Source organism: Streptomyces griseorubiginosus (genome assembly GCF_017614965.1).
Taxonomy (GTDB): domain Bacteria; phylum Actinomycetota; class Actinomycetes; order Streptomycetales; family Streptomycetaceae; genus Streptomyces; species Streptomyces griseorubiginosus_B.
This window is the reverse complement of record NZ_WVUG01000290.1, coordinates 1-11,224: the sequence shown is the minus strand read 5'-3', so window position 1 is coordinate 11,224 and position 11,224 is coordinate 1. Positions and strand designations below refer to the sequence as shown.

The window sequence follows — 11,224 nt, the reverse complement described above, 5'->3', positions numbered from 1 at the left end:
CTCCAAGACGCACCCCGCCCCTCCCAAGGCCGGCAAGCCCCGCGTCGACCTCTCCCGTCTCGTCCAGGCCGCGAAGACCGACCCGGGCGCCAAGCAGGGCCACGTCTCCTACATGGCGGGCACCAACCTCACCGAGGCGGCCCTGGTGAAACTGGGCTACCTCGCCAAGACCTACGCGGGCGACGGCTCCTTCGGTACGACCACGATCGCCGCGTACGCCAAGTGGCAGCGCCACCTCGGCTACAGCGGCACCGAGGCCGACGGCATCCCCGGCAAGATCTCCCTGAGCAAACTCGGGGACACGACCGGTCTGTTCACGGTCGTCGCCTGACCACCGGGTCCGGTGGGTCAGGTCGTCGCCTGACCCACCGGGCCGGACCGACGCGTCACGAGATGGCGCGCAGCCGCCCGTGGGAGCGGCCCCGCAGGAGGTCCACCGCCTCGGCGGTGGCCTCGTCCTCGGGCAGCAGGACCACCAGTTGCTGCGCGTCCGAGGAAACGTCGAGGATCTCGCGCAGCAGCCGCAGTTGGTGTCCCGAGGGATGGTTGAGGCGCAGGACCCCGCGCCGCGGGACCACATGACGGTTCAGGCGCCGGGTGAGGTCGGGACCGGCCAGGGGGGCGAGCTCCGCGGTGAACCACTCGGAGGTCTCGACGGACGGCCCGAGCCACAGATCGAAGGCCTGCTCGTCGGCGACCTCGTCCCAGTCGGCGAAGAACGTCCGGGCGCGGGGGTCGGTGAAGACGTAGCGCGTGAGGTTCGGGGTGGCGGTTTCTGTGTCGGTGTCGAGGAGTCCGCTGCCGCTCGTCACCGTCTCGAAGGCGGCGGTGCGGGCGAGGACGTCGCCCAGCTTGTTGGTGACCAGGGCGATGCCCGGTTCGAGCAGCCGCAGCGTCCGCAGGAGGGACGGCCGTACCTGCCGGGAAGGCGGCGCGGGCCGGGGCCGGGCGACGCACTCCCCGCCGGTGATCTTCGCGAGGTAGCGCAGGTGGCCGCGCTCCGCCGGGTCGAGGCCGAGGGCGTCCGCGAGGGCGTTGACCACCGCCACCGAGGGGTTGCGGTCGCGGCCCTGCTCGATACGGGTGAGGTACTCGACGCTGATGCCGGCCCGGGCGGCGAGGTCCTGCCGTCGCAGCCCCGGTGATCTGCGGCGGCCGCGCTCCGGCAGGCCCAGCGACTCCGGCTGGGTGCTGTCGCGCCTGGCCCGGATGAAATCCCCCAGTGGCGTCCCCATGGGCCGAGCATAGGGCGGAGCTCGCGGCCCGCGCAGGGCCTCAGACTGGCCCTGCTGGGGCCAGCCTGAGCACGGTCTGGCTGCCGCGGCGGCGGACGCCGATCGTGGTGGGCATGGAGAACACACACAGGCTCGTCATCGTCGTCGGCAGCGTCCGGGAGGGCCGGTTCGGTCCGGTCGCCGCCTCCTGGGTGGCCGAACAGGCTCGTGCGCACGGCGGTTTCGAGGTAGAGGTCGTCGATCTCGCCGACTACGACATCCCGTTGGCGCTGCCCGCCGAGTCGCCGAAGTACGCCGGGGACGCCTACCCCCGGCCGGCCGGCATGGAGGGCTTGACCTCGGCGCTCGACGGCGCCGACGCGTTCGTCGTCGTCACGCCCGAGTACAACCACAGCTATCCGGCCTCTCTGAAGGCGGCCGTCGACTGGCACTTCACGCAGTGGACGGCCAAGCCCGTCGCCTTCGTCAGCTACGGCGGCGCGGCGGGCGGCCGGCACGCGGTGCTGCACCTGGAGAACGTGCTGACCGAGCTGCACGCGGTCACCATCCGCGACGGGCTGGCCTTCCCGAACTACTTCACCGCCTGGCGGGACGGCCGTCCGCTCGACCCCGAGGCGTCCGGTTACGCCAAGGCCCTGCTGGACCAGCTGTCCTGGTGGGCGGCCACCCTCCGTGCGGGCCGTGCTGCCGCGCCCTATCCCGCCTGAGGCCGGAGGAACCGGAAGTCGGCGGGCTCCGGTTCGCGGGTGCGGTCCGCGTACTCGCCCATGTAGCCAGGCCAGTTGGCGACGTCGCGGCCGTCCGGTGTGCGGTACCAGGACGAGCAGGACTGCCAGGCCGTCCCCGAGAAGCGCGCCCGTACGGCCTCCACGCCCGCCTCCTCCACCTCGGGACGCACGTCGAGGGCCGACGCGCCCGCGCGGCGGGCCAGTTGCAGGGCCCGGCGGACGTAGGCGGCCTGGGCCTCCAGGAAGAACAGGACGGAGCCGCCGGAGGTGTTGGTGTTGGGGCCGTACATGAGGAAGAGGGAGGGGAAGCCGGGGACCATGATGCCGAGGTGCGCGCGGGCGCCCCGGGCCCACGCCTCCTCGATGGACCGGCCGCCCCGGCCCCGTACCGCCATCGGCAGCATGAAGGTGTTCGTACGGAACCCGGTCGCGTGGATCACGCAGTCCACGGCGTGCAGCCGCCCGTCCTCGGTGATCGGGCCCTCCCGGGTCATCCGGGTGATCGGCTCCGTGACCAGTTCGACGTTCGGGCGGCGCAGGGCGGGCAGGAAGTCGGAGCTGAGCAGGACGCGTTTGCAGCCGAAGGGGTAGTCGGGCCAGGCCTTGCGGCGCAGTTCGGGGTCGGGGAGCTGGCAGCGCATGTGGGCGGCCGAGAGAAGGGCGCCGACACGGCCCACCGTGCGCGGGTGGCGGATGCAAAGAGTGATCAGCTCGATGCCGTGGTACAGGAACCGCCGCCACAGCCGCCGCGCCCACGGCAGGCGCAGGGCGCGGTCCAGGGCCGCCGGCACCGGGCGGTCGGGGCGCGGCAGGAACCAGTTGCCGGTGCGCTGAAACACCGTCAAATGGTCGACCAGGGGCGCGATTTCCGGTACCAGCTGGGCCGCGCTCGCCCCCGTCCCGATCACCGCCACCCGCTTGCCCCGCAGGTCGTAGTCCTGGTCCCAGCGCGCGGAGTGGAAGCTGTGCCCGGCGAAGTCGGCCAGGCCCTCCAGGGCGGGGAACGCGGGCTTGTCCAGCTGCCCGGTCGCCAGCACCACCGCGTCCGCGACCCGTTCCTCCGCACGTCCCCCGCGCCGGCCGCGGACCGTCCAGGTGCGGCTCTCCTCGTCCCAGGTGCACGAGGTCACCGTCGTGTCCGGCACGACCCGCGGGGTGACGCCCAGGGCGTCCGCGGTCTCGCGCGCGTACCGCAGGATCTCGTCCCGACGGGAGAACAGCCGCGGCCAGGAGGGGGGTTGGGCGAAGGAGTACGAGTAGAGGTGGCTCGGCACGTCGCAGGCGGCGCCCGGGTAGCGGTTGTGAAACCAGGTGCCGCCCAGCTCGGGGGCGGCCTCCAGCAGCGTCACGTCGTCCAGTCCGTGCCGCAGGAGTTCCGCCGCGACCGCGATGCCGCCGAAGCCCGCGCCCACGACGACGACCCTCGGAGCGGGCGCCGGTTCCGGGCGGTTTTCTTGACGTACTCCTGACGCTCGTGAGCGCATCCGGTCAACTCCGTCCGGTGTCTTCTCCTCTGTCTCAAATCCTTTCGAGGATCGATCCTTCCGAGGAATGGAGTGCCATGGAAGGCACTGTGGTCGCGGTCGTGCTGGTGGCCCTGGTGGCCCTGCTCGTGCTGCGCAGCGGGATGCGGGTGGTCAACCAGGTCGAGCGCGGGGTCGTGTTCCGCTGGGGCAAGGCGCGTCCCGGTCACCGGAATCCCGGCATCACCTTCCTGATCCCCTTCGCCGACCGGATGCGCAAGGTCAACGTGCAGGTGGTGACCATGCCGGTGCCCACCCAGGAGGGCATCACCAAGGACAACGTGTCGGTCAAGGTCGACGCGGTCGTCTACTTCCGGGTCGTCGACCCCGTACGGGCCGCGATCGAGGTCCAGGACTACGTCTTCGCCGTCGGCCAGGTCGCCCAGTCCTCGCTGCGCTCCATCATCGGCAAGAGCGACCTCGACGATCTGCTCTCCGACCGTGAACGGCTGCACGAGGGCCTGGCCCTGATGATCGACAGCCCGGCCGCCGGCTGGGGCGTCCACATCGACCGCGTCGAGATCAAGGACGTCCAGCTCCCGGAGTCCCTGAAGCGGTCCATGTCCCGCCAGGCGGAGGCCGAGCGCGAACGCCGGGCCCGGGTCATCACCGCGGACGGCGAGTTCCAGGCCGCCCAGCAGCTCGCCAACGCCTCCCGCATCATGTCCGACACCCCGGAGGCCATGCAGCTGCGCCTCCTGCAGACGGTCGTGGAGGTGGCGGCCGAGAAGAACTCGACCCTGGTGATGCCGTTCCCGGTGGAACTGCTGCGGTACTTCGACAAGGCGGCCCAGCAGTTCGGGGCTACGACTCCTGCGGCACCGGTACCCGCTCCGGCGCCCCCCGTCGAGCAGCCGTAGCGAGCGCCACCGTCACCCCGCCCGACGCGGCCGCCATGAGGGTCATCGCCGTGCCGGGCGAGGTGAGTTGGGCGATGGAGCCGGCCAGGGCCGCGGCCACGCCCTGCATCGTCAGCATGCCGGAGGAGTGCAACCCCAGGGCGTGGCCGGAGAGTTCGTCCGGGGTCAGGGCCATCAGCCGCTCCTGCTGGACGAGGCTCGCGCCGAAGCCGACCGAGGCCAGGGTCACGGCGACCGCGGCGAGGGGGAGCGCGGGGCGCAGGGCGAAGAAGAGGTAGGGGCCGGCCAGCAGCAGGAGCAGCGGCGTCGCCAGGCGCCGCCGTACGGCCGCGGGGACCAGGCGGCCGACGGTGACGTCCCCGGCGAACATGCCCAGCGCCCCGCAGGCGAACAGCGCGCCGGCGGCGTGCGGCGCGTAGGAGACGTAGAGGGACTCGCAGCCCACGACGAGGCCGTTGGGCAGCCACAGGCCCAGGTAGGTGAGGCGACGCGGGCGGTCGGACCACAGCAGGGCGTTGGTGCGCCAGGTCGCCGAGACGGACGGGCGCCCCGAGGAGCGCGGCGGGCGCTCGGTCAGGCCCAGGCGCATGCCGAGGGCGGTCGTGGCGTAGAGCGCGGCCGCCAGCAGCAGACAGAACCGCGGGGACAGGAAGGCCAACAGGGCGCCGCCGGTCGCGAACCCGGTGATCTGCATCAGCCCGGAGAGCATGTTGAACACCGAACGCCCCAGCAGATAGCCGTCCTTGGACAGGATCTCGTTCAGCAGCCCCCAGCGCACTCCCCCGCCCAGCGAGGCGACCAGGCCCTGCAGGAGGACGACACCGAAGACCGCCCCGATCGGCAGACCGGGCAGCGCGAGGACCGCCGTACCGGCCGCGAAGGCGAGGGCGATGCCGGTCAGTGCCGTGCGCGGGCGCAGCCGGTCGGCGCCCGACAGCAGCAGCGAGGCGCCCAGCACCTGGGCGAGCTGCGGCCCGAACATGCTCACCGCCGACAGCAGCGGCGAGTCGGTCGCGCGGAACACCAGGGTGCCGAGCGCCAGCCCGCCGATCGTCTGCCCCACGGTGTGGGTGGCGGAGGCGAGGAAGAACGGGGTGAACTCGGGCGTGCGGAACAGCTCTCGGTAACTGCGCATGCCGGAAGTCTCCGGAGGGCGGGACAGCGGGCGTTAGTGTTTCGCGCGAGCGCGAAAGGTCACTGGGGGTGGCATGGGCTGGTGGCAGATCAACGCGGACACCCTCGCGGGCAGCCGGTTCGTCCTGTCCCCGCTCGCCGAGACCCTCGCGTCCCTGAAGCTGCTGCACGCGGGCGAGGCCGCGCACCCGGGCGAGCGGGTCTGGCTGGGCCGGCATCTGCCCGGCTACCGCGCGCTGCTGGCCGCCGACCCCGTCACCGCGCTGCTGGTGCGCGCCGGGTTCGGCCGGGTGTGGACCGCGGACTTCCTCGCCCCGACCCCCAGGGACGGGGAGGGCGTCGAGGAGGGCCTCGCCCGCGTCCGGGCCACGCCCGCCGACCGGGCCCGCGCCGACCTCGTCGTCTCCCTGGCCGGCGGCCCGCTCCCCGCCGCCCTGGACCGCGACGACCTGCCCGAACGCGCGGCCGGTCTGCTCTGGCGCGTCTGGACCGAGACCGTACGGCCGTACTGGGACCGGCGGCGGAGGATCCTGGAGGCCGATGTCGTCGCCCGCACCGCGCAGGTCAGTCAGGGCGGCTGGGCGGCCGTGCTGGACGAGCTGCGGCCGGGACGGACCCGGTGGCTCGGGGAGAACCGGCTCCAGGTGAACCTGCACGAGTATCCGCCCCGCGAGATCTCCGGCGCCGAGCTCGTCTTCGTGCCGGTGACCCCGCAGCGGCAGGGCGGCTGGGTCTCCTGGGAGGACGGCCGGGAGCGCTACGCCCTCGTCTATCCGTGCGCGGGCGTGCTGTCGGGCGGTGAGCGCAGGGCCGTGCCGGCGGCCCTCGGCGCGTTGCTGGGGGCGGCGCGGGCCGAGGTGCTGGTGCTGCTCGACTCCCCGCTCAGCACGACCCAGTTGGTGGCCGTGACCGGGCAGGCGCTGGGTTCCGTCGGCCGGCATCTGAAGGTGCTGCTGGACGCCGGCCTGGTGGAACGCCGTCGTGCGGGGCGGTCGGTGCTGTACTCCCGTACACCGGCCGGCCACGTCCTGGTGGAGGCCGGGAACGGGGCCGACACTTACCGGAGTTAGCATCCGGTTATGACGACTGCAGAGAGCAACGGCGCCGCTCCCCTCGACGTGGAGATCGGCGCCCTCCAGGGTGGATCGGCCGACCTGTCCCAGTACGCGGGCAAGGCGGTCCTCATTGTGAACGTGGCCTCCAAGTGCGGGCTGACCCCGCAGTACACCGGGCTCGAGCGCCTCCACGAGCGCTACGCCGAGCAGGGCTTCACCGTCCTCGGCGTGCCCTGCAACCAGTTCATGGGGCAGGAGCCGGGCAGCGCCGAGGAGATCGCCGAGTTCTGCTCGGCGACCTACGGCGTGACGTTTCCGCTCACCGAGAAGATCGAGGTGAACGGCGACAACCGGCACCCCCTCTACGACCGCCTGACCGGCTTCGCCGACGCCGAGGGCCACACCGGGGACATCCGCTGGAACTTCGAGAAGTTCCTGATCGGCCGCGACGGCAAGGTCGTCGCCCGCTTCTCCCCGCAGACCGAGCCGGAGGCGGCGGAGGTCGTGACCGCCGTCGAGAGCGCCCTCGCCTAGCCACCCGTTGACCTTGCCCCTGGGGCAAGCGCGAGCGTTCCCGTCACCGGGCGGAAAGGACCCGCCCGGTGACGGAGGATGCCGGGGTGGACGGGAGGATGCCGGGGTGGACGACGGACTGCTCACCATCGGCGCGTTCGCCGCGCGGGCGCGGCTGTCGGCGAAGGCCCTGCGGCTGTACGACCGGCTCGGGCTGCTGACGCCGGCGCACGTGGACGAGCTGAGCGGCTACCGCTACTACCGCGCGGAGCAGGTGGAACGCGCCCGGCTCGTGGCGCTGCTGCGGCAGCTCGACATGCCCCTCGCCCGGATCGCCGAGGTGATCGAGGCCGAGGGCGCCGCGGGCGCCGACCTGCTCGCCGTGTACTGGGCGGACGTGGAGACCCGCTTCGCCGGGCAGCGGACGCTCGCCGAGTACCTCCGTGGACGGCTGTCGGGGAGGAGCTCCGAGATGTACGGGAAGTTCGTGGTCGAGACGGTGGACGTACCGGAGCGGGTGGTGATCACCGAGTCGCGGCACACGCTGGCGGACGAGCTGCCGGCGTGGATCGGGGCCTCGCTCGGACGTCTGGAGGAGGCGGCCCGCGCGTGCGGGGGCGTGACGGCGGCGCCGTACGTCGTCTACCACTCCGAGGTGTCCATGGAGAGCGACGGCCCGGCGGAGTCCTGCGTGCCGGTCGCGGACGAGGCGGCGGCACGGGCGTGGGCGGCCGGGCGGGGACGGGCCTGGGAGACCGGGGTGCGCGTGGAGCCCGCCCAGCGGCTGGCCTACACCCGCATCACCAAGGCGCAGGTGGCCCACCCGCAGATCATGGCCGCGTTCGAGGCGGTGGAGGAGTGGATGGCGCGCGAGGGCCTGGAGGTGGCGGGCCCCTGCCGCGAGGTCTACTTCGCGGACTGGGACGCGGCGGGCCCGGAGGACGAGGTGTGCGACGTGGCGTTCCCGGTCAGGCGCCCCGCGGGCACATGATCACTTGAGTTCGTCGGGGCAGGGCGTACCGCGGGGCAGCGTGTAGGGGGCCGCCAGGCGGTACGTGCCCGCCTTCGGGGCGATCAGCATGGTCCACCGGTCGCCGTTCGCGTCCTTCTCCGTCTCCATCAGGCAGCCGTTGACGTTGTCGTACGACTTCGGCTGCCCCTCCGCCCGGTGCTTGGACGCCTCCGTCTCCTGCGGCGGCTTGAGCTTCTTGCCGTCGGCGTCGACGATGCTCAGCCACGGCGAGTACGGGATCTTGATGAGGATGCGGCCGGCCTTCTTGACGTCCATCGTCATCTCGCCCTGCTCGGCCCGGTCGACCACGGTGTTCGGCTCGGCCAGCGGGGCGGCGTCGGTGACCCGGAACAGCTGCCAGTTGGCGTCGCCCCAGATCTGCGTGAGGTACGGCATGCCCCGCTGCACCAGCTCCCGCTCGCGCTCCCCGCCGTCGCCGTCCGGCTCGTCCTTGGGCAGCACGACGAAGTGGACGGCCCAGCGCTGCAGCCACTCGTGGTAGTTCGCCGAGTTGAGCGTGTCGTCGTAGAAGAGCGGGTTGCGCTCCATGTCGGCCTGGCGGTTCCAGCCGCGGGCGAGGTTGACGTAGGGCGCGAGGGCGGAGGCCTCGCGGTGGGAGCGGGCCGGGACGACCTCCACGCGGCCCTTCTCGGCGCCGACCTTCTGGAGCTGGTTGACCAGCGGCGCGAGCTCGCGGGCCCAGGACGCGGTCGGGGTGGTGTGGACGACGTCGTCCACCGCCTTGAAGCCGATCCAGAAGACGAAGCCGGCGATGGCCACCCAGGTCAGGTACCACTCGCGGGAGCGCGGCACCTTGAACGGCAGCACGGCCACCAGCGCGACCCCCGCGAACAGCATCGCCAGCCGGGTGATGTTGGAGCCGATCTGCGAGCTGACCAGCCAGACGCCGAGCACGCCGAGGCCGTACACGACGGAGGTGAGCCGGACGGTCGTCCACTGCCTGGGGGTGAGCGCGAAGATGAAGACCGCGTAGATGAAGGGCAGTATCACCGAGGCGATCGTCATCGGCTGGGTGCCCGAGAAGGGGAACAGCCATGCCGAGACCGCCACCACCACGGCGGGCGCGATCCCGAGCGCCCAGGCGCCGGGCCGCCGTTTCTGCAGGAACAGCGCGACGGCGACCAGCCCCACGAACAGGCCGGCGACCGGTGAGGCCATGGTGGCCAGGGCCGCCAGCACGGCCGCGCAGGCGGCCTTCGCGCCCCGCTTGTGGCGCCACTTGTGCGGCCAGCAGAAGACGACGGCGACCGCGCCCAGCGCGAACACCGTGCCCAGTCCGAAGGTCACGCGCCCGGAGGCCGCGTTGCACAGGAAGGCGTAGACCCCCGCCAGCGAGGCCCACAGCGGGTTCTTCACCGACCGGCTGCGGATGAGGATCATGGTGAGCAGCGCGGCGGAGACCGTCCCCGCGATCATCATGGTCGTACGGACGCCGAGCACCGACATCAGGTACGGCGACACCATGCTGTACGACACCGGGTGCATCCCGCCGTACCAGGCGAGGTTGTACGCCGAGTCGGGGTGCCGGCCGACGAACTCCGCCCACGCGTCCTGGGCCGCGAGGTCACCGCCACTGTTCGCGAACGTGAAGAACCAGACGATGTGCAGGACGCCCGACAGGGCGGTCATCGACAGCACCGGGTGACGCAGCAGCCGCTCGCGCAGGGCGTGGAAGGCCCGAATCGCCCTGGCTCTCGCGGAGGAGTCCGTACGACCGTCCTCGTGCCGCTCGTCGCGCGGTGCGGGCACGCGTATTCGCGGGCCGGTTCCCGGGCCCGGGTCGGCGTCGTCGGCGCGTGTCGGCTCCGCAGTGGCCACCTGAAGGCACTCCCCGTGGGTGTCCTGTCTTGTGTTGAGAGACGCGTCCCGTTGGCCGTCCGTTGCCGACCACGTCCCGGGGCGTTCCCCGGCCGCGTCCCGTGGGCGGAGACCTGCCCCGTTTCGTGACGCTAGCACGCACCCCGCCGGACGGCTCCCAGGTGGGCCCGCCGACGGGGTACGTGGCAGCGGTGCGGCCGGTTCAGCCGAGACGGGTCAGCTTGGCGGTGAGTCCGGGTTCACCGAGGTCCTTCTGCAGGGCCACCGGGACCTTGACCGCGCCGCTGGTTCCGTCGCCGACGGTGAGCGTGCCCACCGTGGTGCCGGCCTTCGCGGAGTGCGGTACGTCGTCGGGGGCGAAGGACAGCTTCACCCGGAAGCCGGACCAGCCGACGGCGGCGACGTCCTTGGTGACGACGACGGGGGTGCGGCCGCCGAGCTTGTCGTCCACGTACCCGACGACGTCGCCCTTCTTAAGGATCTTCGCCGACTTCAGCGCGTCCTGGGCGGCGAGCATCGCGGTCTTGCTGACCGCGTTGACCGTGTCGATGATCGGGGCCGTGTGCTGGCCGAGGATGGCGCCGACGACGGTGACCGTCTCGCCGTCGACCTCCTTCGTCGCGGCGAACAGGAGGTTGCCGCCGGCCTTGGTCGTCGTACCCGTCTTGATGCCGATGGCGCCGTTGTAGGGCACGAGCCGGTTGTAGTTGTCCCACTTCTTGCCGGAGGGGTCGACCCAGCTGGGGAGCTTGGTGATGGCCATCAGGGCCGGGATCTTGACCAGCTGGTTGCCGAGCTTGACCTGGTCCGAGGCGGTGGAGACGGTGGTCTCCTTCAGGCCGGAGGCGTCGGTGTACGTCGTGTTCGTCATCCCGAGCGACTGGGCGGTGTCGTTCATCTTCTTGATGAAGGCGGCCTCGGAACCGGCGTCCCAGCGGGCGAGGAGGCGGGCGATGTTGTTGGCCGACGGGATCATGATCGCCGACAGGGCCTGCTGCTCGGTGAGGACGTCACCCTTCTTGACGGTGGTGAGGGTGGACTCGCCGTCCTTCCAGTAGCCGGCCTCCTTCTCGGCGAGCGCGTCCACCGTGATCTTCGGACCGTCCTGGCCCGCCTTGAGCGGGTGGTCCTTGAGGACGATGTAGGCGGTCATCGCCTTGGCCACGGAGCCGATCGCCACCGGCGTCTGCTTGCCGAAGGCACCCATCGTGCCGATGCCGTTGACGTCCATGCGGCCCTGGCCCTCGTTCGGCCACGGGAGGGTGACCTGGGAGCCGTCGAAGGTGTACGAGTCCTCGGCGGTGAGGGCGAGGGTGGGGGTGGGC

9 protein-coding genes and 2 pseudogenes are annotated in these 11,224 nt (G+C 72.0%); 6 read left to right on the top strand and 5 right to left on the bottom strand.

Going from position 1 to position 11,224, the window contains the following annotated elements:
- Nucleotides 1-331 (top strand): annotated as a pseudogene (locus GRC12_RS35495) (N-acetylmuramoyl-L-alanine amidase); the annotation flags it as partial.
- Nucleotides 332-386: 55 nt separating this feature from the next.
- On the opposite strand, the gene GRC12_RS35490 reads toward GRC12_RS35495, so the two are convergent.
- Complete coding sequence (locus GRC12_RS35490; protein ID WP_208784106.1) at nucleotides 387-1,235, bottom strand: helix-turn-helix domain-containing protein; 849 nt, start codon at nucleotides 1,233-1,235, stop codon at nucleotides 387-389.
- A gap of 113 nt (nucleotides 1,236-1,348) precedes the next feature.
- Between GRC12_RS35490 and GRC12_RS35485 the strand changes: the two genes are divergently transcribed.
- Entirely contained in the window at nucleotides 1,349-1,942 is a 594-nt protein-coding gene (locus GRC12_RS35485; protein WP_208784104.1) for an NADPH-dependent FMN reductase, read from the top strand.
- On the opposite strand, the gene GRC12_RS35480 is transcribed toward GRC12_RS35485, so the two are convergent.
- On the bottom strand, nucleotides 1,930-3,375 hold the full coding sequence (locus GRC12_RS35480; RefSeq protein ID WP_208784101.1) for a flavin-containing monooxygenase: 1,446 nt from the start codon (nucleotides 3,373-3,375) through the stop codon (nucleotides 1,930-1,932). The genes GRC12_RS35485 and GRC12_RS35480 overlap by 13 nt on opposite strands.
- Nucleotides 3,376-3,524: 149 nt before the next feature.
- Here GRC12_RS35480 and GRC12_RS35475 point away from each other — a divergent pair, with 149 nt between their 5' ends.
- The gene (locus GRC12_RS35475) at nucleotides 3,525-4,346 is read left to right on the top strand and encodes a slipin family protein (RefSeq protein ID WP_208784099.1); all 822 of its coding nucleotides are present in this window, start codon (nucleotides 3,525-3,527) and stop codon (nucleotides 4,344-4,346) included.
- On the opposite strand, the gene GRC12_RS35470 is transcribed toward GRC12_RS35475, so the two are convergent.
- On the bottom strand, nucleotides 4,291-5,481 hold the full coding sequence (locus tag GRC12_RS35470; protein WP_208784097.1) for an MFS transporter: 1,191 nt from the start codon (nucleotides 5,479-5,481) through the stop codon (nucleotides 4,291-4,293). The genes GRC12_RS35475 and GRC12_RS35470 overlap by 56 nt on opposite strands.
- A gap of 73 nt (nucleotides 5,482-5,554) precedes the next feature.
- Between GRC12_RS35470 and GRC12_RS35465 the strand changes: the two genes are divergently transcribed.
- The 3 genes from GRC12_RS35465 to GRC12_RS35455 all read left to right on the top strand — a co-directional run bounded on the left by GRC12_RS35465 (nucleotide 5,555) and on the right by GRC12_RS35455 (nucleotide 8,039).
- Nucleotides 5,555-6,550 (top strand): winged helix-turn-helix domain-containing protein, encoded by a 996-nt coding sequence (locus GRC12_RS35465; protein WP_208784095.1) that lies wholly within the window; start codon nucleotides 5,555-5,557, stop codon nucleotides 6,548-6,550.
- Between the two features lie 9 nt (nucleotides 6,551-6,559).
- Nucleotides 6,560-7,069, top strand: coding sequence for a glutathione peroxidase (locus GRC12_RS35460; protein ID WP_244374277.1), 510 nt, complete (start codon nucleotides 6,560-6,562; stop codon nucleotides 7,067-7,069).
- 106 nt (nucleotides 7,070-7,175) lie between these two features.
- Entirely contained in the window at nucleotides 7,176-8,039 is an 864-nt protein-coding gene (locus GRC12_RS35455; protein WP_208784093.1) for a MerR family transcriptional regulator, read from the top strand.
- On the opposite strand, the gene GRC12_RS35450 is transcribed toward GRC12_RS35455, so the two are convergent.
- Both GRC12_RS35450 and GRC12_RS35445 read right to left on the bottom strand, forming a co-directional pair.
- Nucleotides 8,040-9,899 (bottom strand): MFS transporter, encoded by a 1,860-nt coding sequence (locus tag GRC12_RS35450; RefSeq protein WP_208784091.1) that lies wholly within the window; start codon nucleotides 9,897-9,899, stop codon nucleotides 8,040-8,042.
- 202 nt (nucleotides 9,900-10,101) lie between these two features.
- Nucleotides 10,102-11,224: pseudogene (locus tag GRC12_RS35445) on the bottom strand (D-alanyl-D-alanine carboxypeptidase); the annotation flags it as partial.